Origin of the sequence: Thalassotalea piscium, assembly GCF_030295935.1 — a bacterium.
GTDB classification, from domain to species: Bacteria; Pseudomonadota; Gammaproteobacteria; order Enterobacterales; family Alteromonadaceae; genus Thalassotalea_B; species Thalassotalea_B piscium.
Map to the genome: position 1 here is coordinate 2,123,399 of NZ_AP027362.1, position 21,490 is coordinate 2,144,888.

A 21,490-nucleotide genomic window follows, 5' to 3' on the forward strand; every position below is an offset into this window, starting at 1 on the left:
TAATATTTATTTTATATTGCACACAATTTAATAGCGGATAACATAAAATAATGAATACAAATATCTATCAATTTTCAGCGGAAGATTATCGCGGTGAGTCCATTGAATTAGCTAAATATAAAAACAAAGTCTTACTTGTTGTTAATACTGCAAGTAACTGTGGGTTTACACCACAATATGAAGGGCTTGAAGAAATTTATAAGAAATATAATGATCAAGGTTTTGAAATACTTGCCTTCCCCTGTAATCAGTTTAAACAGCAAGAAAAAGGAAACAATAATGAAATAAAAGCATTTTGTGATTTACATTTTAATATTACATTTGATCTATTTGGCAAGATCGACGTAAATGGTGAGACTGCACACCCAGTTTATAAATTTCTCAAAAAACAAGCTCCTGGCATTTTAGGCTCTGAAAGCGTTAAGTGGAATTTTACCAAATTTTTAGTTAATAAAGAGGGTCAAGTTGTCAAACGATTCTCACCGATCACAAAACCTAACGCGATAGAGTCTGATATAAAAGCCCTGTTATGAGTGAACAACTACACTTAGAAAATCAACTGTGTTTTAGGTTATATAAATTAAACAAAAATTTAACCAAGCTTTATGCGCCCTTACTTAAAGAGATAGGGTTAACCTACCCACAATATTTGGTGATGTTAGTATTATGGAAAGATAGCACCGCTAAATTAGTGAAAGAAATAGGTCGAGAGCTTGAGCTAGATACAGGAACGCTATCACCGTTACTTAAACGTATGGAAAAACTTGATTTAGTAAAGCGAACCCGAAGCGAATTAGATGAGCGCGCCGTTTTTATAGCACTTACGAGTCATGGCAAACATATTAAGGCAAAGGCAAAGCTAATCCCGGCTAAACTATTTACGTTAACAGCACTATCAAAAAATGAGTTGATCGCATTAAAAACTAGTTTAGATGAACTACTTGATAATACAGCGAAACATTTAACATAAGCAATTTACTGCTAAAGTTAACTTTACTATATTTATAATGTATTAACATACGTCATTTTAATTACTTTTAGATCTATTGCTTATGAGCATTTGCACTATACTTAAGATAACACTTCTCATTTATAGTAGTAATAGTATGAGTGCAATTTGGAAAAACCACGCTAGCCGCTTACATCAGTATTTAAAAGACGATAACACTGCTCAAGCCCAAGTATATCTTGAGCAGTTAATGTTATTTCCTGTCGATATTCAAGACAAAATTATTAATGACATAAGCAACTTACCTCATTGTAACTGTGAAGCCATTGCAGAAGTAATGCAAAGATATACTATGTTTGAATTACATTAATTTTTAGGTTGTAAGCTGTTGTTGTCGTAATTTAGCTATTTTATCTCTTGTTGCAGCAGCTTGTTCAAATTCAAGGTTTTGTGCATAGTCCATCATAGTTTTTTCTAATTCTTTTACTTTTTTATCAATTTCTGCAGTTGTTAATAATTGATATTCACCACGCTGCTCTGCCACTTTTTTCATTGGCACTTCACCACCAACATCCATCACATCGGTTATTTTACGCTTAACACCTATTGGAGTAATGTTGTTTTCAATATTATATTGATGCTGTTTTTCTCTGCGACGTTCAGTCTCGTCAATAGCTTTTCGCATAGAGCCAGTTATTCTTGCCGCATATAAAATCGCTCTACCATTAATATTCCTCGCCGCTCGCCCAATAGTTTGAATTAATGAACGTTCAGAGCGTAAAAAACCTTCTTTATCAGCATCGAGAATGGCAACTAAAGAAACTTCTGGCATATCTAAGCCCTCTCTTAGCAGGTTGATCCCTACTAATACATCAAATTTTCCTAAACGAAAATCCCTGATAATTTCAACACGTTCCACTGTATCTATATCTGAATGCAAGTAACGCGCTTTAACGCTATGCTCATCTAAGTAATCAGTAAGGTCTTCAGCCATTCTTTTTGTTAATGTTGTTGCTAACACCCTGTCACCAATTGCTATTCGCTTTCTTATCTCAGAAAGGAGATCGTCAACTTGTGTCTCTACTGGCCGTACTTCAATAATAGGATCAAGCAAGCCAGTTGGACGTACAACTTGTTCTGCGATTTCACCAGCACACTTTTCAATTTCATATTGACTTGGCGTTGCCGAAACATAAATGGTTTGTGGCGCTAACGACTCAAATTCGTCAAACTTCATTGGCCGGTTGTCTAAAGCCGATGGCAATCTAAAACCATACTCAACTAAATTCTCTTTTCTCGAACGGTCGCCTTTATACATAGCACCTATTTGTGGCACAGTTACATGCGACTCATCAATAATTAATAAACCGTCGTCTGGTAAATAGTCAAATAATGTGGGTGGTGCTTCGCCAGGTTTACGCCCTGACAAATAACGCGAGTAGTTTTCTATGCCTGAGCAATAACCCAATTCAGTCATCATTTCTATATCAAATTGAGTACGTTGCACAATACGCTGCTCTTCAATCAGTTTATTATTATCTTTTAATTGTTGAGATCGCTCTTTTAGCTCAATTTTAATATTTTCAACGGCGGCAAGAATTTTTTCACGCGGAGTCGCATAATGTGTTTTAGGGTAAACAGTTACACGTGCTAATTGGCGCTCTACTTGCCCAGTTAAAGGATCAAATTCACTTATACGCTCTAACTCTTCATCAAAAAGCTCAATTCTGAGGGCAAGCCGATCAGACTCTGCTGGAAAAACATCGATCACATCGCCTCTAACGCGGTAAGTAGCACGCTGAAAAGCAACATCATTACGCTTGTATTGCAACTCAGCTAAACGCCTTAAAATGTCGCGCTGGTTAACTATGTCACCTTGACGTAAATGTAACATCATTTTCAAATATGAATCAGGATCACCCAAACCATAAATAGCAGATACTGACGCAATAATAATAACGTCTCTTCGTTCTAGTAGCGCTTTTGTAGCAGATAAACGCATTTGCTCAATATGTTCATTTATCGAAGCATCTTTTTCAATAAAAGTATCTGTTGTTGGTACATAAGCTTCTGGCTGATAATAGTCATAATATGAGACAAAGTACTCAACAGCATTGTTAGGAAAAAACTCTTTCATTTCACCGTAAAGCTGAGCCGCTAGGGTTTTATTTGGTGCCAGCATCATAGTAGGACGGTTCAGTTTTTCAATGACATTTGCTATGGTAAAGGTTTTACCTGAGCCCGTTACCCCTAATAACGTTTGATGGGCTAAACCATCTTCAATACCAGAGAGTAATTGCTTTATCGCTTTAGGCTGATCACCACTAGGAATATATTCAGACTGTAAGTCCATTGCTTTCATTAAGATATAGCCTCAGCTTTAGTAGCTTCAATACAAAATTGTTTCATAAACGTCTTATAAGATATTACTGCCATAATCACATTCCCCAATAGCGCACCAATAAAAAAGCCTTCAAGGCCAAAAAACCGGCTACCTAAATAAGCTAACGGCACATAACACACGAATAGCCTAACAACACTTAATACAAGTGATATCATAGGCTTATGAAGTGCATTAAATGAAGAGTTGGTTAAAATAACAACCCCCTGCAAACCGTAACCAAGTGGCAAAATCCAAATAAATAATTTAATTAAATCGGCAACCGCCTTTTCTTGTGAAAATATACTCGCTATCCAAGGAGCTAACAACAATAACACTAAGTAAACAAATACTTGCCAAATAAGAACAAACTTAATTGAAGTCATGTAGCTCTGCTCTACTCGTTTCATATTGCCCGCACCAAAATTTTGACTGATAAATGGCGGAAGCGTCATTGTCATTGCAAGTAGTACCAAGCAAGCAATAGATTCTATTCGAGAGCCCACACCAAATGCGGCTACCGCTGCTGCACCATAATCAGAAACAATGGCTGTTAAAACTCCTGCTGCTATAGGCGTTAACATGTTAGCGCCAGCTGCCGGCAAACCAATATGTAAAATTGACTTACTTGAAACAAGAAAAGTTTTAACAAAAATAAAGGTGGTGTGAATTAAACGTTTTTTATATGCCACTACATAGAGAATATAAGCTAAACCAACTGCCCAGGAAATTAATGTTGCGATAGCGGCCCCTTTAATTCCCATCCCTGGAACGGGACCAAAGCCAAAAATCAGAATAGGATCTAAAATGGCATTTATAATACCTCCTACTCCCATTATTATACTTGGCGTTTTAGTATCACCCGAAGAGCGTAAAATTGAATTACCAATCATTGGTCCTATTAAGAACACACTGCCAAGAAACCAATAGTCCATATAATCATGTATTAAAGGCATTAATGCATCTGTAGCACCCAAAAGTCTAAATATTTCATCTGCAAACAAAAAACCAAGTAAAGATAACCCCCCTACAATAATAGCCGTAAGAATAAATGCTGAAGTGCCTGCGCACTTGGCTGTTTTTTCATCACCTTTACCTAATGATCTAGCGATTACGGCAGATGTACCAATACCTAAGCCTATAGTTAAACTTATAACAGTAAAGGTAATAGGAAAAGTAAAACTGATTGCAGCGAGCGGTTTAGTGCCTAATAAGCTTACAAAAAATGTATCAACCAAGTTAAATGTCATTAGTAAAGCCATACCGTAAATCATAGGTATAGTCATGCGCTTTAACGTTTCTGCGACTGGGTCTACTAATAAATCAATTGGTTTTTTCTGTACATTTTGTGTCATTAAATGTGTTTCTTCTGTGATAAAACGAAAAGCTAAACTATTGTAAAAGATAGTGTTCAGTGTCGCCATGTAAATATTAAGTTTAAGCGTATTCATTTTGAAAGGTTATACCAAAAATTAGAGAAAGTGGGCGACCTGTTAGTATTTACATTCACAAGCAGTAATTACAAAACATTTCAGTGAACACTTTTCAAACACACCTGCCCGACAACCCAACAACAACAGGCTAAACCTTTGTTTTAAAAGAAATTAACCAAAAGAGTCTATTATTCATTCATTTCACTGTATCCCTTACTACACCGCAATTGATGACATTTGTTACATATTCATTCACAATGTTATCCACAGTTATAGTGGATAACTATAAAAATATAAACATTACCAAAAGCTTGAACAGTTAGGCACCAAAAATAGGTGTTTTCTCCGCCATGCTGGCCGTAAAATAGGCAAACAAACAAATTAAGTGTTTTTTTCTAAATTTAGTGTTGACAGTAACGCGCGCTCCCTTTAATATTCCGCCCCGTTAGCCAGTTGCTAACACGTAAGTGAAAACTTAATTCCCCAATAGCTCAGTTGGTAGAGCGACGGACTGTTAATCCGTTTGTCACTGGTTCAAGTCCAGTTTGGGGAGCCACATTTTAGTAACGGTTTTTAAACGGTTACTCGGCGAAAGCCCTTCTTCAATATTAAGAAGTAAAACAAGTTTATTCCCCAATAGCTCAGTTGGTAGAGCGACGGACTGTTAATCCGTTTGTCACTGGTTCAAGTCCAGTTTGGGGAGCCAATAAAAAAAGCCCGCTATCTTTAGCGGGCTTTTTGCTTTCTACAATGTTAATTATTTCTGTAGGTCGACGTTTACGCCGTCGATTGCGTCGTCAATATTAATAAATAAGTTTACTCCCCAACAGCTCAGTTGGTAGAGCGACGGACTGTACTCTTTATAAACCCAGCGTTTATCACTGGTTTAAGTCTTTAATTGACGATAAAACTGGGAGCCAATAAAAAAAGCCCGCTATTTTTAGCGGGCTTTTTGTTTTCTACAATGTTAATTATTTCTGTAGGTCGGCGTTTACGCCGTCGATATTAATAAATAAGTTTACTCCCAACAGCTCAGTTGGTAGAGCGACGAACTGTACTCTTTATAAACCCAGCGTTTGTCACTGGTTCACGTCTTTAATTGACGATAAAAACTGGAAGCCAATAAAAAAAGCCCACTATTTTTAGCGGGCTTTTTGCTTTCTACAATGTTAATTATTTCTGTAGGTCGGCGTTTACGCCGTCGATATTAATAAATAAGTTTACTCCCAACAGCTCAGTTGGTAGAGCGACGAACTGTACTCTTTATAAACCCAGCGTTTGTCACTGGTTCACGTCTTTAATTGACGATAAAAACTGGAAGCCAATAAAAAAAGCCCACTATTTTTAGCGGGCTTTGAATTGATAAGGTCTAGTGCTGCAAAATGCTTAACTAGCGACTGGCACCTGCCAAATCCTTTATTTCATCATAGCATCTCGTGATGCTTTAAATTCTGTACCTTCATTCCAATTTGGCCACTCATCAGAATTAGCAAGTAAGTAACCTGTCTCGAAAAACAATTGCAGTTCAGCAACTACACCTTCCCAGCCAAAGTTTTCATCAAATTCATCGCATGTTTGATGATAGCACTTTGCTACCATTGCACCTACTCGTTCACCTATTGCTTTTTGCTCTTCATTTATCCAAGCAGAACCACCACCGGCACTTAATGCTGGTACTCCTTTTTTTGCTAAGCTGAAATGATCAGAACGATAATAATAGCCGCGCTCTGGGTTAAGCTCTGGTGTTAACACTCGGCCTTGACGTTTTGCTGCTTTAGCAAGGTAGTTTTCTAAATTAGATTTACCATAACCCACTACCGTCACATCTGTTTTAAGCCCTGTAATGTCAAGCGAGTCCATATTAACTAACCCAACAATTTTATTTAATGGCATTGTTGGATGATTAGCAAAGTAACGAGAACCTAAGCGGCCTTGCTCTTCTGCCGTTACAGCAATAATAGTAACTGATCGTTTAGGTGCTTTTTTCAGAAGTTGATACGCTTTAGCAATATGCATTATCCCCGCTGTTCCGGTTGCATTATCATGTGCTCCATTATAAATTTCACGTTTACCATCAACTATAGTGCTACCTAAATGGTCCCAATGAGCCATATAAACAACATGTTCATCTGGTTTTTCTGAGCCTTTGATTGTTGCAATAACATTGTTAGAGTTAGATCGGTCAAATTTATTTTCAACAGCTACACTCACTGTTAAGTCTAAAGGAACTGCTTTAAAGTTGCGTTGTGCAGCGGCTTGCTTTAATTGTGCGAAGTCTTGATTAGATTTTTTAAATAATTCAATGGCTTTATCTTTGCTGATCCACATTTCTACATCAACAGTAGCTTCATTTACTTCACTCGCTGGTAAGTGATATTGCGCACCAGTCCAGCTGCTTTCAATCACATTCCAACCATAACTAGCTGGTTTTGTTTCATGCACTATAATGGCGCCTGCTGCACCTTGGCGAGCTGCTTCTTCATACTTATAAGTCCAGCGTCCATAATACGTCATTGTATTACCGTCAAATAGCTCGCTATCTTGAGTGGCAAAACCGGGATCGTTAACTAAAATAACAACGGTTTTACCTTTTACATCAACACCCGCATAATCGTTCCATTGGTATTCTGGTGCGTTAATACCGTAACCAACAAACACTAACTCTGAAGACTTAAGTGAAGAGCGTTTATCCATTTTTCTAGAACTTGCTACAAAGTTCTTTGGAAATTCAAATGCTATATCACCAATAGTTAAGTTTTCAGTGGTTGTGCTTGTAATGCTAACCAAAGGTACTGCTTGCGTATAGCTATCACCATTACCCGGTACTAATCCTAAACGCTTAAACTCTTTAATTAATAAATTTGTTGTTAAAGTTTCGCCTTCTGTTGAAGGCTCTCTACCACCAAACTCATCAGACGATAATAATTTAATATCCGCTTTAATTTTGTCACTATCAAACGATTTATAGGCATTTTCAAAATCACTGGCGAGACTGAAACCACTTAACAATGTGCTTATTGTAAATAATAAGCCCACATTAATTTTTGAGATTTTTTTCAAAATATTCTCCTTATTGTAAGTATTTTGCCAACAGATTAACGATATCAATATTATTTAGCCAGTAATTAAACTATTTTTAATTGAAACCATTTACTAATTCAGTAAACAAGATGTGACAAATTTTTATTATAATAATTAAAACTTAAAATGTTTATAACGATAAAATTATCAACGATAATAAATAGCTGTTTACGCACCAATAACTTGGGTAAGATTAACCAACTCGTATTAACAAGTACCCTAACTTTACTACTAAGGCTCAATTACGCTGTGATCGACTTATCTTTAATTTCATTATTTATTCCTACCTTTTTTCTTGTCAGTATTACCCCAGGTATGTGTATGACACTTGCGATGTCTTTGGGCATGTCTATCGGTATTAGAAGAACATTGTGGATGATGTACGGAGAATTACTTGGTGTGGCAACTGTCGCAATAGCTGCAGTTTTAGGTGTATCCGCATTATTGCTCACAGAGCCTAAATTATTTACAGGGCTTAAATTATTTGGAGCGCTTTATCTTACTTACATAGGTATAAATATGTGGCGTTCAAAGGGTAAACTTGCTTTAGCAGAGCAATCAAGTTCTCCTGAAGAAGTTAGTAAAAAAGTTCTATTTACTCAAGGTTACTTTACCGCAATCGCCAACCCTAAGGGTTGGGCATTTATGGTCGCCTTACTACCACCATTTATTAACAGTAATTACGCGTTACCGCCCCAACTATTTGTTTTAGTGGCTATTATTTTAATTTCTGAATTTATTTGTATGTTAATTTATGCTACTGGCGGCAAGTCTATAGGTAAGCTGTTAACAAAAAAAGATAATGTAAAAATACTTAATAAGCTTTCAGGAAGTCTGATGGTTTTCATTGCGCTATGGCTTTTAGTAAGCTAACAATCACCAATAAAATTACCTGAATGGCGCCTAACTAAAATAGTAAAAGATGGCGATATAATTTAAAGGATTCAATTTCTCATACTGGTAAATTCAATACTAAAATGTTCTGGTTCGATATTAGTCGCATTTGAAACTGGTGTAATCGTTAACTGTAACAGCCAAATCATTTCTTTTTCTGAACAACTACCTAGCATGGTTTTAGCTTCTTTATATCCGTTATTGATTTTTGTTGAGAAAAATAACGGTATTTTACCCATGTACATACTTTTACCCTCCATAAAACCAGTCACTGTAAAATTTTGCGTGAGAGCGTTATTACCAATAAAAATAGTAAATTCTGCCTCAGGCCTTATTGTACTATGATCAAATAATATTGATAATTTACCAACTTGCGTATTTATTTGGCATAACGATTGGCTTTCTAAACAGGTTGGCACTTTTAAAGTAGTTATAGTTTTTTCTTGTTTAGAACAAGAAAAAAGAGAAAATAATATGATAATTGTGAATAGTAAAACAGGTTTAATATTCATGAGATAATCCTTGATAATTAACATCTCCACGCCATTTAGACTATTTTTTAGGCTGTTACATGTTTTTTTTTGATTTAAAACAAATATTACCATATTGACGGGTGACATTTTAGCCATAAAACACTATTATTCACGCGGGGTATGGAAGCAAAGTGCAAACTCATCAATTTAGTCTATAACTAAGGTATGGGTACTTATAATAACTGCCTCGTCTATTAATTAATAATTATAACTGCGGAAACCTTAACATGACTCAAAATGATGCGTCAGCAGTAAACTACAACTTTGATGTTGTACGTCAGTTTACTGTCATGACTGTAATATGGGGAATTGTAGGCACACTTGTGGGTGTTCTTATTGCGGCTCAATTAATTTGGCCTGCATTAAACTTTGACACTCCATGGTTAACTTACTCCCGTCTTCGTCCACTTCATACTAGTGCGGTAATTTTCGCATTTGGTACCAGTGCGCTATTTGCAACTTCTTATTATGTCGTCCAACGAACGTGTAAAACTACGTTATTTGGTGGCAAGCTAGCTTCCTTCACTTTCTGGGGATGGCAAGCAGTTATCGTTTCAGCCATTATTACTCTACCGTTAGGTTTAACCTCAACGAAAGAATATGCTGAACTTGAATGGCCAATTGACATCTTAATTGCTGTTGTTTGGGTGAGTTATGCCATTGTGTTTTTTGGCACGTTAGTTAAACGTAAAACCTCGCATATTTACGTAGCTAACTGGTTTTTTGGTGGTTTTATATTAACTATTGCAGTGTTACACATTGGTAATAGTATGGTTATACCAATTTCGTTGACTAAGTCCTACTCCATTTACCCTGGCGCAATAGATGCAATGATGCAGTGGTGGTATGGACACAATGCCGTAGGCTTCCTTCTTACAGCAGGCTTTTTAGGTATGATGTATTACTTTGTACCTAAGCAAGCAGAACGTCCTGTTTATTCTTACAGACTTTCTATTGTGCATTTCTGGGCGCTAATCTCATTATATATATGGGCTGGCCCTCACCACTTACATTACACAGCGCTTCCTGACTGGGCTCAATCTGTTGGTATGGTTATGTCTATCGTACTTTTCTTACCGTCTTGGGGTGGTATGATTAATGGTATTATGACGCTTTCTGGCGCATGGCATAAACTTCGCCATGACCCTATTCTTCGTTTCTTAATTGTTTCTCTCTCTTTCTACGGTATGTCTACCTTTGAAGGACCTATGATGGCGATTAAATCAGTGAACGCATTGTCTCATTATACAGACTGGACAGTAGGTCATGTTCACTCTGGTGCGCTAGGCTGGGTTGCTATGGTATCAATTGGTGCTTTGTATCACTTAATTCCAGTGTTATTTAACCAAGGACGTATGTACAGTATTCGATTAATCAACGTTCACTTCTGGATGCATACAGCTGGTGTTGTTTTATACATCGTAGCAATGTGGATCTCTGGTGTTATGCAAGGGTTAATGTGGCGCGCTGTAAATACCGACGGCACTCTTACTTATAGTTTCGTTGAAAGCTTACAAGCTTCTTACCCATTCTACTTCATCCGTTTCTTAGGTGGTGTAATGGTGGTTATTGGCTTCTTATTAATGGCTTATAACATGTTTAAAACAATTTACGCTAAAGACAACAGTCTTAAGCCTGTTGAAGTAGCCTAAGGAGACGAAAGCATGACAAATAAACATGAAAAAGTCGAAAAAAGCGTTGGCTTATTCTTCATATTTACTATTTTAGCAATTAGTGTTGGTGGCTTAGTAGAGATCACCCCTTTATTTTTCCAAAAAGAAACAACAACACCTGTTGATAATTTGCGACCTTACACTGCATTAGAAATGGAAGGTCGTGACATTTATATTCGTGAAGGTTGTTCTGCTTGTCATAGCCAAATGATCCGCCCATTTAGAGCGGAAACAGAACGCTATGGCCATTACTCTGTAGCGGGTGAACAAGTATGGGAGCATCCACATTTATGGGGCTCTAAACGTACAGGTCCAGATTTGGCCCGTGTTGGTGGCCGATACAGTGATGATTGGCATAGAGCACATTTAATTGACCCTCGTTCAGTTGTACCTGAGTCGAACATGCCTTCATTTAAATGGTTAGACGAAGATCTTCTTGATGGTAAGTTAACCGCTAAAAAATTAGAAACATTTAACTTTTTAACGCGCAACAGAAGCCATAAAGATGAGCAAGGTAACCCTATTCCTCTTTATTCTGCTGAAGATATTGCTAATGCAAAATCTGACGTAGCGGGTAAAACTGAAATGGAAGCCCTGATTGCTTATTTGCAATCTCTTGGGCATGCGTTGAAATAAGATGGACTACGGGACGCTAAGAGGCGTAGTAGCGCTCATAATTTTGGCACTTTTCATCATCATTGTGGTTTGGTCGTATAGTAAAAAACGTAAATCTTCGTTTGACGATGCGGCAAATTCAATCTTTGAAGAAGACCACAAAGAAGACACTAACAAACAGGAGACTAATAATAATGTCTAGCTTCTGGAGTATTTGGATATCAGTTCTTTCACTGGGTACCTTAATAGGTTGTTACCTGTTATTGCGCATGTGTTTAAAGAATTTTGCAGGCGTTGAAGAAGGTGAGTCAATGGGACACACTTTCGACGGCATTGAGGAATTAAACAACCCACTACCAAAATGGTGGAGTACATTTTTCTTATTAACGATTATCTGGGGCTTTGGTTACTTAATTGTATATCCAGGACTCGGTAACTGGGAAGGTTTATTTGGTTGGACAAGCTCAAACCAAGGAATACTTAACCTTGAAGAGTCTAGAGCTAAAGCTGAGTATGCAAAAGAGAACAACTTAATTGTTCAGTACGATATGGAAGTTAAAGCTGCTGACGCGAGATACGGCCCTATATTTGATGCATTTGCTAAACGCGATATTAAAGACTTAGCAACAGCTGGTGACGAAGAAGCCATCGCAGCTCGTAAAGTAGGTCAACGCTTGTTTTTGCAAAACTGTTCACAGTGTCATGGCTCAGATGCACGTGGTACCACTGGTTTTCCTAACCTTGCTGACAAAGACTGGTTGTATGGCGGTAAGCCTTACGATATCAAGCATAGCATTATGCACGGTCGTGTAGGTCAAGGTATGATCGGCTGGGAAACAATGCTTGGCGGTGATAAAGGCGTAAAAGATGTTACGGCTTATGTACTAAGCTTAAGCGGTCGTGAAGCTAAAGAAGGTTCAGTCTCAGAAGGTAAAGCACAATTTGCAATGTGTGCTGCTTGTCATGGTGATGAAGGCCAAGGTAGTGTTGCGATGAACTTACCGCTTGGTGCGCCTAATTTAACTGATAACACCTGGCTGTATGGTGGTTCAGAGCGCGTTATCCAAGAGTCTATTCGTAATGGTCGTGCTGGTGTTATGCCTGCTTGGGATGAAATTTTAGGTCCTAAAAAAGTACATGTCATTAGTGCTTTTGTGTATAGCCTATCGCAAGAGTAATTATTACTCATACTAATTACAGTTTAAGCCTTGTAGGAAACTACAAGGCTTTTTTATTGAATACAATTTATTAAAAGCCCGCTATTTTACTTATAGCCATCACTATTATTTTGATCAATTACACCGTATTAACCTTTGCTAACAAAAAGAAATTAAATTAGCCATTAATCATTGGCAAAAGCTGACTGAAAAAAAGTATAATAGCGACACGTTAATTGATATTTGTTGAACAATGAAAACATCTTGGTATAAAGAGCCATGGGCATGGCTAGTATTTTTCTTACCCTTTACCGCAGTTGTTGCTGGTATTGCTACTTACATAATAGCAAACACTGATGCTGACAGTCTTGTTGTCGGTGACTATTATAAAAAAGGTAAAGCCATTAACTTAGAACTTTCTAAGATTAAACTAGCACAAAAGCTAGGCATGAAATTCGAACTACAGTTGCATAACAATCAACTTATTATTAAACCAACAGGCATCGAGAAAGTATTCCCATTACTCAATGTTAACTTTTATCACCCTACTCAAGCTGAAAAAGACTTTTACCTCGCATTAACCCCAGACGGTAGTGGTTACTTTAGGCATCACTTTGACAAGAGTGTTAGTGGAAAGTGGCGCATTACAATTACGTCATTTGAAAATAATTGGGCAATTAAAAATAATATATCATTACCTCAATCGCAATTTATTGAGGTGTCTCCTAAGCCAATAGAAGCATATTAATGTCAAACTGTTGTTATCATTGTGGGGAACTAATCCCTAAAGGTATCGCTCTTTTCGTTGTTATTGATAACACTTCACAACCAATGTGTTGCATTGGTTGTCAAGCCATTGCTGAAACTATTGTTAGCAACGATTTAACTGAATATTATAGGTTTCGTACAGAAGTAGCCCCTAAGGGAGAGTCTTTGATCCCAGAAGAGCTCATGAAAAAAAGACTACTTGATGACGATGCATTACAAGACGAGTTCACCTATAAAACTGATAACTATAAAGAAAGCATTTTAACCATCGAAGGCATGAATTGCGCTGCTTGTTCATGGTTAATTGAAATGCAAATAGAAAAATTAAGCGGTATTCTCTCTATTAATGTTAATGCTTCTACCCAACGAGCAACCGTAAGATGGGTAGATGGTACAATTAATTTTAGTGATATTCTTATTGCTATCAATAAAATTGGCTACAAAGCTCTCCCCTTTAAAGCCAGCACAATTGAGCAAAGTAACACCTTACAATCAAAAACATTCATTAAACGCTTGGGCATATCTGGTATTTTAATGATGCAAGTGATGATGATAGCTGTAGGATTATATTTTGGTGCCTTTTCTGATATGGCTGATCACCACCTCGTATACCTTCGATGGGTCAGTTTTCTACTGGCTTTCCCTGTAGTTACTTATGGTGCATTTCCTTTTTATGTAGGCGCCTTTAATGCCCTAAGAATTAGGCGCTTGTCGATGGACGTACCCGTTTCCATTGCTATTATTTTAGCTTTTAGTGCAAGTGCTTGGGCAACCATCAGCCAACAAGGCGAAGTATATTTTGAATCAGTATCAATGTTTACCTTTCTGCTGCTTATTGGTAAATTTCTTGAGTTTAGAGCCCGAACGCGTGCCGCTGAAGTTTCAGCCAATTTATTGAAACTAATGCCAATGACCGCCACTAAGTTAGTTAATGAACAAGAAGTGTTTATTGCCGCCAAAAAACTTCAGGCCAAAGACCTAGTTATTGTTAAACCTGGCGAAACAATTCCAGCCGACGGTACGATTGTTTTTGGCCTTAGCCAAATTAACGAGTCTATGCTTTCAGGCGAACAACTACCTGTTTATAAAAAAGTGGGTGACAGTGTTTTCGCTGGTACAGTGAATGGTGACGGTAATGTTACTATTGAAGTGAAGCATAACGCTCAACATTCATTTTTAAGTCAACTCATTCGTTTAAGTGAATCCTCACAGGCTCATAAACCTAAACTAGCCAAGTTATCAGATAAAATTGCTCAATATTTTATCGCGCTTATTTTGCTTTGTGCCATTGGTACTGCACTTTACTGGCACCAGCACTTGCCAGAGGAAGCTTTTTGGATCACCCTATCGGTTTTAGTTGCCACTTGTCCATGTGCATTATCACTGGCAACACCAACAGCATTAACTTGTGCGACTACTAGGCTCAATAAAGATGGCATAATGATTAAGTCTGGTCATGTAATGGAAACAGTTCCAAAGGTTGATTGCATAGCCTTTGACAAAACAGGTACGCTAACCACTGGAGATTTTGAAATATCTCAATGCTCCATTGTAGACACTAGTTTTGATAAATCGGCTGTATTAGCCATTGCAGCTTCATTAGAAAGCTATTCAGAGCATCCTATTGCAAAAGCATTCCTCCCTTTTAGGGACTTCAATTATAAAGTAACAAATGCCACTGTGGTATCTGGCTCAGGTGTTAAGGGCATTGTCAATAACATAGATTATAAAATTGGTAAACCTCAATGGCTATTACCTAAAGAGCAGTTAGCAGAATATGGTCACCTGCCCTGCGTATTAATATCTCACGAAACGATTATTGCAACATTTAACGTTGAAGATAAAGTAAGGGATGATGCGCACTCATTAATTTCTTTGTTAAAAAACCAGAACATTGAAACATTAATGCTATCTGGAGATAACGAAGTAGGCTGCAATAAGGTTCAGCAACAACTGAATATAGATCATGTACATTTTGGTTTATCTGCTACTGACAAAATGACAATATTACAAGCAAATCAACAAACTAAAACAGTTGCAATGGTGGGAGATGGTGTTAACGACTCTCCTGTGTTTGGCGCTGCTCACGTATCGTTTGCTATGGGAAGCGGTACCGACATTGCTAAGAGTGGCGCAGATGTAATTTTATTAAACAATAAACTCTCTTCAGTGTATGCACTACGCCAAATGGCACTTAAAACAAAACGAATTATCTTGCAGAACTATAGCTGGGCCTTTGGCTATAATGCTATTATCTTACCTCTTGCTATGTCTGGTCATGTTACTCCTTATGTAGCCGTCATTGGTATGTCGTTAAGCTCAATCTTAGTAGTCACAAACTCACTAAGACTTTTGAAAAAGGATAAGTAATCATGGGTGTAATTTATGCACTAATTCCAATCGCTATTTTGTTAACCGGATTAGGAATTTATTTATTCTTCTGGGCAGTAAAAACAGATCAATTTGATGATTTAGAAAAACAAGGCTTGAGTATTTTATTCGATGAAGATACAAATGAAAATAATACCTCAACAACTCAAAAGCCTGAAAGTGAAGAGCAGGTAGAACCTGATCAGTCTGGTACTAAAAAGCCCTAGCCGCCTTGAGATAATCCTTCTCAGCGTAGTATTATTACTTAACCTGAGTTCTGGATAAGCTAAGCACGTCAATATCACGATTTTTGCGCGTATCTGCGTTGCCTGCATGGACGTAGGTACTTGGTTTTTGTCCGGACTAAAAAACCGTTAATTTGCTACTAATATCTCGCTATTAGGTACGCAAACTTGCCTTGATTCACTCAACACTTATAACATTGATATATAACTACATAAGCAATGCGATTACTCTATAATAAGTAATTGAAAAATATAGCTTTATCGGTTTTGCTCGTACATCCGTTATCCAGAACTCAGGTTACCTAGGCAAAAAGAACATCATTACAAAACAAAAAATAGCTATGCCTATAAAAATTGGCTTAAAAACTTTTTGTCGGGTGGTAGCGCTATTCGGGTGGTTTTTTGCCAATGGCATACCGCACTGTTTACAATTAACATCACTTAACAAATTGGTTGTTTGACAATACAAACACTTAACTTCTTCTTTAGACATTATTGATGACTCGTCAATTGATAATAAAGTTGTGGTAGTCGAATAGGTAATTGTGATGGTTTATGAATAACAGTATAACCATCAATACCAAATAAGTAAGGCAAGTAGTCTTCTGCTTCTTGATCTATAGTAATACAAAAAGGTTTAATCCCTAATTTTTGCGCTTCAGATATCGCATGGCGTGTATCTTCAATTCCAAAGCGCCCCTCATAGTAATCTATATCATTTGGCTTGCCATCAGTTAATATCAATAATAGCTTTTGAGTACTTTTTTGCTCTGTGAGTATTTTTGTAGCTTGGCGAATTGCTGCACCCATTCGGGTGTAATAACCTGGCTTTACCGCTTGTAAACGACCTCTAATTTCATCACTGTAGCGCTCATTAAAGTTTTTAAGCACAGTAAAACGCACATTAGAACGTCTAATTGACGAAAATCCATACATTGAGAAGTTATCACCAACACTGTTTAGTGCTTCACCAAACAGTAACATACTATCTTTTACTACATCTATCACTCGGTTATCGTTATCTAAATGCGCATCAGTTGACATCGAAAGGTCAGCAAGGAGTAATGTTGAAATATCTCGATTATTACCACGAAAGCTTTGAAATAATCCTCGTTCCTGAGTTGGTGAGATTTGTTGCTCTACATAAAAATCTAACCACGCACTTAAATCAAGTTCCTCTCCTTGTACTTGCCCTTTTAGCCAATAACGTACGCTTTGTAATTGTTCAAACTGCGCTTGTATAATCTTGGCAATCTTTTGTAAACGTAGCGGCAATTTTGCCGCTTCACTATTTTTAGGTAACATAGGTAACAACAAACAACGGTCACCCACTAACTGCTCTTTTTTATAATCCCATTCTGGCAATTTTAAACCATCACCTAATGGAATATCATCTTCCATTGCTGACGGTAAATCCATATCAATTTTTATACTGGCTGATTTTTGTTGTTGTTGTTTAGATAAGGTAATTTTATCAAGGTCTTCCGCTACTTTAAGCGTTTCTTCTTCATCATCATCACTGTCATCGCTTCCACGATCTAGTTGGCTAAATTCACTCCAAGAAAATAAGCTTTCTAAACGAAATATCATCATACCGTCGCGGCTTTCTCCATCTTCTATTCTTTCACCTTTTTTGCGGGTTGATTTACTTTTGGTTGATGTGCTATGAGCCTCATCTTCATTCTCTTGCTCTGTTTCATCAAAACTTGGCATAATTTGAGGATTTAGCTGAGCAGAGGGATAAAGCCATAAAAAAACAGCTTGAGGCGCATAATTAACAGTGGGAAACTCTTCAACCGAACCAGGTTTAAGTATCGCTTGGATAATTGCCTGCTCCATTGTTTGCTCTGGAATTGGCCGTTTGCTAAAGTCAGCGCGTGTTTGCACGAATGCTTGAGCTAACTTTTGGTAGCGTGGTTTTAACATGGGGTATTTAGCCAATACATCAACAACTAATTGTTGATTGTCAATTGCCCAATGTTTAAAGCCTTGCTTATGGTGAGCGGCTAAAATAGCTAACCATATATAAAGTTCTCGGTTTAATTTTTTAGTTGGAAAAACAGCGAGTTTTTCAGGTAAACGTAAGCTTTCTTCGTCTTGCCAAGCGAGACTCACTTGCTGATTCTCGCCCGATATTTTCTGCAGCCACGTCCTTCTTACTAAATAGTCACGCGCGCTAGCAGCTTCAACCCGCTTAACACCGTGGCCACCCATAGCACGAAAAACTACACCAACAGATTTGTTTACTTCTGCAAACGCTACTTCAGCTTGGGTGAAATCTGTGCGCGACTTTTTTGTAATGTATTTATGCCAAATACCACCAACCCATTCTTCCATTACTCACCAAACGTGTTATCTAATCTTGTATTGAATAATACTAGCAAATACCTACTCATAAGGTTGTGATATGAATCAAGAAAGTACAATTCAATTGAATTCAAGTCACTTATCTTCCTCATTACCTACTTTTAGGTTAGGTAAATTAGTACTGCTAATAGTGTTCAAAACAATACCAACCGTAAAGAAGAAAAATGTAGTTGCGCCAACGCTTCCTTTTAGCACTTTATTTTCTGAGTCTAAGATGGTTAGTAAATAAATACCGCAACCTATTGCAATAACCGTGCACCCTATCCCAATAACTCTAGCAATCCTCTGTAAAAAGTGTTTTTTTTGTTCCAAGTGATCCTCCAATAAAAAGCCGTGATATTACTATCACGGCTTTAATAATACTTATAATCAATACGTTTATTTATGCGCTAGCTTTTTCTTTAACAAAGAAGCTATACAAATAAACAATTAAACCAAGTAAGAAAATAACACCAGCGACTTCACGTAACCAGAAGAAAATAGAAAGTTTCTCTTGTGTTACCATAAAGCTTAATGCTTCCCCTGATTCAGGTATACGTTGTAACCATACTTGTAATACGCCTGCTCCAGTTAAGAACAAGGTAATAAATACCATTGCAACCGTCATTAACCAAAAGCCCCACATTTCCCATACTTGTGCTTTATTACAGTTACTCTCACCAATACCTCTAATTTTAGGCATCGCATAAGAAATAATTGTCATAACAATCATTGCATAAGCACCGTAAAAGGCCATATGACCATGAGCAGCGGTTATTTGTGAGCCATGAGTATAGAAGTTTACAGGAGATAAGGTATGTAAGAACCCCCAAACACCTGCACCTAAGAAGGCCATAACAGCTGTGCCTAAAGCCCAAAGCGTTGCCGCTTTATTTGGATGCTCTCTACGACGTCTGTTAACCATGTTAAAGGCAAATAATACCATAGCAAAGAAAGGTAAAGGTTCTAACGCTGAGAATATTGAACCAACCCACTGCCAGTACTCAGGCGTAGCTAACCAAAAGAAATGATGGCCAGTACCTAAAATACCACTGATTAATGCCATTGCAACAATCACATACAGCCACTTTTCAATCACTTCACGGTCAACACCCGTTACCTTTATCAAAATAAAGGCAAGAATAGCACCCATGATAAGTTCCCAAACACCTTCAACCCATAAATGAACAACAAACCACCAGAAGTATTTATCAAGTGCTAAGTTTACTGGATTATAAAATGAGAATAAGAACATAACAGCAAGGCCGATTAAACCGGTCATCATGATCATGTTAATTGCAGTTTTACGTCCTTTTAACATGGTCATGCCAAGGTTAAATAAGAAACCTAAACAAACAACGACTATCCCGAGTTTGGTTATCGTGGGTTGCTCAAGAAACTCTCGTCCCATAGTTGGCCATAAATGGTTAAGGGTAATTTCTGCTAGCGTAGAATAAGGTACAAGAAGATAACCTAAAATAGTTAACACACCCGCCACTGCAAATACCCAAAAAAGGATAATAGCTAGCTTAGGGCTATAGAGCTCGGTTTCAGCTTCTTCGGGTACTAAATAATAAGCAGCCCCCATAAAGCCAAACAGTAACCACACAATAAGTAAATTTGTGTGAACCATACGTGCTACGTTAAATGGAATAGCCTCAGCTAAAAAATCACCAACAACGTATTGTAACCCCATTATTAAACCAAAGAGTATTTGGCCCACAAAGAGGATAAGAGCAAAGACAAAATAAGGCTTTGCAACCGCTTGTGATTGATATTTCAATGTATTCATCACATTAACCCTCAATGTTCGGTGGCCAGCCATTAACATCCATTTCTGAAGTCCACTTCAAAAACTCAGCTAAATCATTAATTTCTTCATCAGTTAAATGGAAATTAGGCATTTGACGACGACCTGGAATATTTAATGGCTGCGCATTCATCCAACCATTTAAAAATGATTTAAATCCTGCTTCACCACCTCGACGATTATAAACATTAGCAAGTTCAGGCGCGAAGTAAGCCCCTTCACCAATTAATGAATGACAACCGATACAGTTATTCTGCTCCCAGAGGTGTTTTCCACGCTCTACAGACTCAGTAATATTATGTCGATGGTCCCGTTTGGGCATCTCTTTGGTTGTATGAAAGGTTAAACCCAAAAATATTAATATGAAGAACATGCTTCCCCCATAGTAAATATTCCGAGCCATACCTTTTGTAAATTTTTCTGACATGGTATTTCCCTTAAGAAAAGTAATAAAACCAAGGTAATATTACATGTTAATGTAGGATCAATTACTTGATAGAAATCAACTTTATTGCAATGTGTAACTATTTATAACTAAAAGTAGTTCAAATTTAAATTAAATCAAAATAAAGGGAGTTTTTTAGCCATTGCACGAGAAAGGTTAAGCATGCCAATAAGCACGAATAATGCGTGAGCGGTTACAAAATAAACAAGCATCATAGCTAAGGAGGAATTAAAGTTGCTGCTAAACACAACGGCAAGAACAGGCACCAAGATCAAGCAAACACCTGAAACTAATGACAACTGAAGGGATCGATAAAGGTGAATGCGTTGCCAGCCTTTTTCTTTATTATGCTTTATAAATTTCCACAATAAAATAAAAAAGGCAATACCAGGAATTAATAATAAATTCATTAAATAGAGAGATTGATAAATTATAGCAGAACGTTTTTTTTGCTCATTATTATTTTTCATAATCTCTCCTTAATTTAAAAGTTTAGCTTAAAGCCTTGGCTATTTATTAATAGATCCTAAATTATGTAAATAAAGCCTATAATTAGTGGCACAATTAATACATAGCCTAATAACAGCATACGCCATTTTGTAGGAGCATGCTTCAACTCCATAAAAATATCAGTAATCTGCTGACCTTTAACAAAAACTATTGCAAAAATTAATACAATAAACAGTGTAGAAGTCTCCATCACTTTACTCAAGTATACAGATACTACTGTTAGTATAATTAGTAATAACCAACTGATTGTTGCTTGTACTTTACTCATTATCAAAGGCCTT

21 protein-coding genes and 2 tRNA genes are annotated in these 21,490 nt (G+C 37.2%); 13 read left to right on the forward strand and 10 right to left on the reverse strand.

Features of this window, described 5'->3' with window-relative positions:
• Positions 1–50: 50 nt before the first annotated feature.
• The 3 genes from QUD79_RS09195 to QUD79_RS09205 all read left to right on the forward strand — a co-directional run bounded on the left by QUD79_RS09195 (position 51) and on the right by QUD79_RS09205 (position 1,319).
• Positions 51–533 (forward strand): glutathione peroxidase, encoded by a 483-nt coding sequence (locus QUD79_RS09195; RefSeq protein WP_184422516.1) that lies wholly within the window; start codon positions 51–53, stop codon positions 531–533.
• The gene (locus tag QUD79_RS09200) at positions 530–970 is read left to right on the forward strand and encodes a MarR family winged helix-turn-helix transcriptional regulator (protein WP_184422518.1); all 441 of its coding nucleotides are present in this window, start codon (positions 530–532) and stop codon (positions 968–970) included. Before QUD79_RS09195 ends, QUD79_RS09200 begins: the two co-directional genes overlap by 4 nt.
• Positions 971–1,106: 136 nt before the next feature.
• On the forward strand, positions 1,107–1,319 hold the full coding sequence (locus QUD79_RS09205) for a hypothetical protein (RefSeq protein WP_184422520.1): 213 nt from the start codon (positions 1,107–1,109) through the stop codon (positions 1,317–1,319).
• A gap of 3 nt (positions 1,320–1,322) precedes the next feature.
• On the opposite strand, the gene uvrB is transcribed toward QUD79_RS09205, so the two are convergent.
• Complete coding sequence (gene uvrB, locus QUD79_RS09210; protein ID WP_184422522.1) at positions 1,323–3,311, reverse strand: excinuclease ABC subunit UvrB; 1,989 nt, start codon at positions 3,309–3,311, stop codon at positions 1,323–1,325.
• Positions 3,311–4,684, reverse strand: coding sequence for an MATE family efflux transporter (locus QUD79_RS09215; protein WP_184422757.1), 1,374 nt, complete (start codon positions 4,682–4,684; stop codon positions 3,311–3,313). The genes uvrB and QUD79_RS09215 overlap by 1 nt, the downstream gene beginning before the upstream one ends.
• 558 nt (positions 4,685–5,242) lie before the next feature.
• Here QUD79_RS09215 and QUD79_RS09220 point away from each other — a divergent pair.
• Positions 5,243–5,318 (forward strand) — tRNA-Asn (locus tag QUD79_RS09220).
• Positions 5,319–5,392: 74 nt separating this feature from the next.
• Positions 5,393–5,468, forward strand: a tRNA-Asn gene (locus QUD79_RS09225).
• A gap of 710 nt (positions 5,469–6,178) precedes the next feature.
• On the opposite strand, the gene QUD79_RS09230 is transcribed toward QUD79_RS09225, so the two are convergent.
• A complete protein-coding gene (locus QUD79_RS09230; protein ID WP_184422525.1) occupies positions 6,179–7,822 on the reverse strand; it encodes a M28 family metallopeptidase in 1,644 nt (547 codons plus the stop codon).
• 270 nt (positions 7,823–8,092) lie between these two features.
• On the opposite strand from QUD79_RS09230, the gene QUD79_RS09235 reads away from it, so the two are divergent.
• Positions 8,093–8,716: a LysE family translocator gene (locus QUD79_RS09235; protein ID WP_184422526.1), complete on the forward strand. Its 624-nt coding sequence runs from the start codon at positions 8,093–8,095 to the stop codon at positions 8,714–8,716.
• A 71-nt stretch (positions 8,717–8,787) separates the two neighbouring features.
• Here the strand turns inward: QUD79_RS09235 and QUD79_RS09240 are convergent, their stop codons facing one another.
• On the reverse strand, positions 8,788–9,249 hold the full coding sequence (locus tag QUD79_RS09240) for a hypothetical protein (RefSeq protein WP_184422527.1): 462 nt from the start codon (positions 9,247–9,249) through the stop codon (positions 8,788–8,790).
• Positions 9,250–9,497: 248 nt separating this feature from the next.
• Here QUD79_RS09240 and ccoN point away from each other — a divergent pair, with 248 nt between their 5' ends.
• From ccoN to ccoS, 7 genes are all read left to right on the forward strand, one after another.
• Positions 9,498–10,922, forward strand: a complete 1,425-nt coding sequence (ccoN, locus tag QUD79_RS09245; RefSeq protein WP_184422528.1) for a cytochrome-c oxidase, cbb3-type subunit I — start codon at positions 9,498–9,500, stop codon at positions 10,920–10,922.
• Positions 10,923–10,934: 12 nt separating this feature from the next.
• On the forward strand, positions 10,935–11,579 hold the full coding sequence (ccoO, locus tag QUD79_RS09250; protein WP_184422529.1) for a cytochrome-c oxidase, cbb3-type subunit II: 645 nt from the start codon (positions 10,935–10,937) through the stop codon (positions 11,577–11,579).
• A 1-nt stretch (position 11,580) separates the two neighbouring features.
• Positions 11,581–11,760 carry a cbb3-type cytochrome oxidase subunit 3 gene (locus QUD79_RS09255; protein WP_184422530.1) on the forward strand — a complete coding sequence of 60 codons (180 nt, stop codon included), beginning with the start codon at positions 11,581–11,583 and terminating at the stop codon, positions 11,758–11,760.
• Positions 11,753–12,736 carry a cytochrome-c oxidase, cbb3-type subunit III gene (gene ccoP, locus QUD79_RS09260; RefSeq protein WP_184422531.1) on the forward strand — a complete coding sequence of 328 codons (984 nt, stop codon included), beginning with the start codon at positions 11,753–11,755 and terminating at the stop codon, positions 12,734–12,736. Before QUD79_RS09255 ends, ccoP begins: the two co-directional genes overlap by 8 nt.
• 232 nt (positions 12,737–12,968) lie before the next feature.
• Positions 12,969–13,463, forward strand: coding sequence for a FixH family protein (locus QUD79_RS09265; protein WP_184422532.1), 495 nt, complete (start codon positions 12,969–12,971; stop codon positions 13,461–13,463).
• The gene (locus QUD79_RS09270) at positions 13,463–15,853 is read left to right on the forward strand and encodes a heavy metal translocating P-type ATPase (RefSeq protein ID WP_184422533.1); all 2,391 of its coding nucleotides are present in this window, start codon (positions 13,463–13,465) and stop codon (positions 15,851–15,853) included. Before QUD79_RS09265 ends, QUD79_RS09270 begins: the two co-directional genes overlap by 1 nt.
• A gap of 2 nt (positions 15,854–15,855) precedes the next feature.
• Entirely contained in the window at positions 15,856–16,080 is a 225-nt protein-coding gene (ccoS, locus tag QUD79_RS09275; protein ID WP_184422534.1) for a cbb3-type cytochrome oxidase assembly protein CcoS, read from the forward strand.
• 510 nt (positions 16,081–16,590) lie between these two features.
• Here ccoS and QUD79_RS09280 read toward each other — a convergent pair.
• The 6 genes from QUD79_RS09280 to QUD79_RS09305 form a co-directional block, all read right to left on the reverse strand.
• Positions 16,591–18,435, reverse strand: a complete 1,845-nt coding sequence (locus tag QUD79_RS09280) for a nitric oxide reductase activation protein NorD (protein ID WP_184422535.1) — start codon at positions 18,433–18,435, stop codon at positions 16,591–16,593.
• 105 nt (positions 18,436–18,540) lie between these two features.
• Positions 18,541–18,777, reverse strand: a complete 237-nt coding sequence (locus QUD79_RS09285; protein WP_184422536.1) for a hypothetical protein — start codon at positions 18,775–18,777, stop codon at positions 18,541–18,543.
• Positions 18,778–18,847: 70 nt separating this feature from the next.
• A complete protein-coding gene (locus QUD79_RS09290) occupies positions 18,848–20,236 on the reverse strand; it encodes a cbb3-type cytochrome c oxidase subunit I (RefSeq protein ID WP_184422537.1) in 1,389 nt (462 codons plus the stop codon).
• Between the two features lie 4 nt (positions 20,237–20,240).
• Entirely contained in the window at positions 20,241–20,681 is a 441-nt protein-coding gene (locus QUD79_RS09295; protein ID WP_184422538.1) for a c-type cytochrome, read from the reverse strand.
• A 134-nt stretch (positions 20,682–20,815) separates the two neighbouring features.
• Positions 20,816–21,169 carry a hypothetical protein gene (locus QUD79_RS09300; RefSeq protein ID WP_184422539.1) on the reverse strand — a complete coding sequence of 118 codons (354 nt, stop codon included), beginning with the start codon at positions 21,167–21,169 and terminating at the stop codon, positions 20,816–20,818.
• A gap of 56 nt (positions 21,170–21,225) precedes the next feature.
• The gene (locus QUD79_RS09305) at positions 21,226–21,477 is read right to left on the reverse strand and encodes a cytochrome C oxidase subunit IV family protein (RefSeq protein ID WP_184422540.1); all 252 of its coding nucleotides are present in this window, start codon (positions 21,475–21,477) and stop codon (positions 21,226–21,228) included.
• Positions 21,478–21,490: the final 13 nt, after the last annotated feature.

What these genes read in the sequence shown, in the direction of transcription:
- QUD79_RS09215 (WP_184422757.1), bottom strand. Translation starts at nt 4,684, where the DNA reads ATGACACAAAATGTACAGAAAAAACCAATTGATTTATTAGTAGACCCA.
- ccoN (WP_184422528.1), top strand. Translation starts at nt 9,498, where the DNA reads ATGACTCAAAATGATGCGTCAGCAGTAAACTACAACTTTGATGTTGTA.
- uvrB (WP_184422522.1), bottom strand. Translation starts at nt 3,311, where the DNA reads ATGAAAGCAATGGACTTACAGTCTGAATATATTCCTAGTGGTGATCAG.
- QUD79_RS09205 (WP_184422520.1), top strand. Translation starts at nt 1,107, where the DNA reads ATGAGTGCAATTTGGAAAAACCACGCTAGCCGCTTACATCAGTATTTA.
- QUD79_RS09305 (WP_184422540.1), bottom strand. Translation starts at nt 21,477, where the DNA reads ATGAGTAAAGTACAAGCAACAATCAGTTGGTTATTACTAATTATACTA.
- QUD79_RS09280 (WP_184422535.1), bottom strand. Translation starts at nt 18,435, where the DNA reads ATGGAAGAATGGGTTGGTGGTATTTGGCATAAATACATTACAAAAAAG.
- QUD79_RS09255 (WP_184422530.1), top strand. Translation starts at nt 11,581, where the DNA reads ATGGACTACGGGACGCTAAGAGGCGTAGTAGCGCTCATAATTTTGGCA.
- QUD79_RS09295 (WP_184422538.1), bottom strand. Translation starts at nt 20,681, where the DNA reads ATGTCAGAAAAATTTACAAAAGGTATGGCTCGGAATATTTACTATGGG.
- ccoO (WP_184422529.1), top strand. Translation starts at nt 10,935, where the DNA reads ATGACAAATAAACATGAAAAAGTCGAAAAAAGCGTTGGCTTATTCTTC.
- QUD79_RS09270 (WP_184422533.1), top strand. Translation starts at nt 13,463, where the DNA reads ATGTCAAACTGTTGTTATCATTGTGGGGAACTAATCCCTAAAGGTATC.
- ccoS (WP_184422534.1), top strand. Translation starts at nt 15,856, where the DNA reads ATGGGTGTAATTTATGCACTAATTCCAATCGCTATTTTGTTAACCGGA.
- QUD79_RS09240 (WP_184422527.1), bottom strand. Translation starts at nt 9,249, where the DNA reads ATGAATATTAAACCTGTTTTACTATTCACAATTATCATATTATTTTCT.
- QUD79_RS09195 (WP_184422516.1), top strand. Translation starts at nt 51, where the DNA reads ATGAATACAAATATCTATCAATTTTCAGCGGAAGATTATCGCGGTGAG.
- QUD79_RS09300 (WP_184422539.1), bottom strand. Translation starts at nt 21,169, where the DNA reads ATGAAAAATAATAATGAGCAAAAAAAACGTTCTGCTATAATTTATCAA.
- QUD79_RS09265 (WP_184422532.1), top strand. Translation starts at nt 12,969, where the DNA reads ATGAAAACATCTTGGTATAAAGAGCCATGGGCATGGCTAGTATTTTTC.
- ccoP (WP_184422531.1), top strand. Translation starts at nt 11,753, where the DNA reads ATGTCTAGCTTCTGGAGTATTTGGATATCAGTTCTTTCACTGGGTACC.
- QUD79_RS09290 (WP_184422537.1), bottom strand. Translation starts at nt 20,236, where the DNA reads ATGAATACATTGAAATATCAATCACAAGCGGTTGCAAAGCCTTATTTT.
- QUD79_RS09200 (WP_184422518.1), top strand. Translation starts at nt 530, where the DNA reads ATGAGTGAACAACTACACTTAGAAAATCAACTGTGTTTTAGGTTATAT.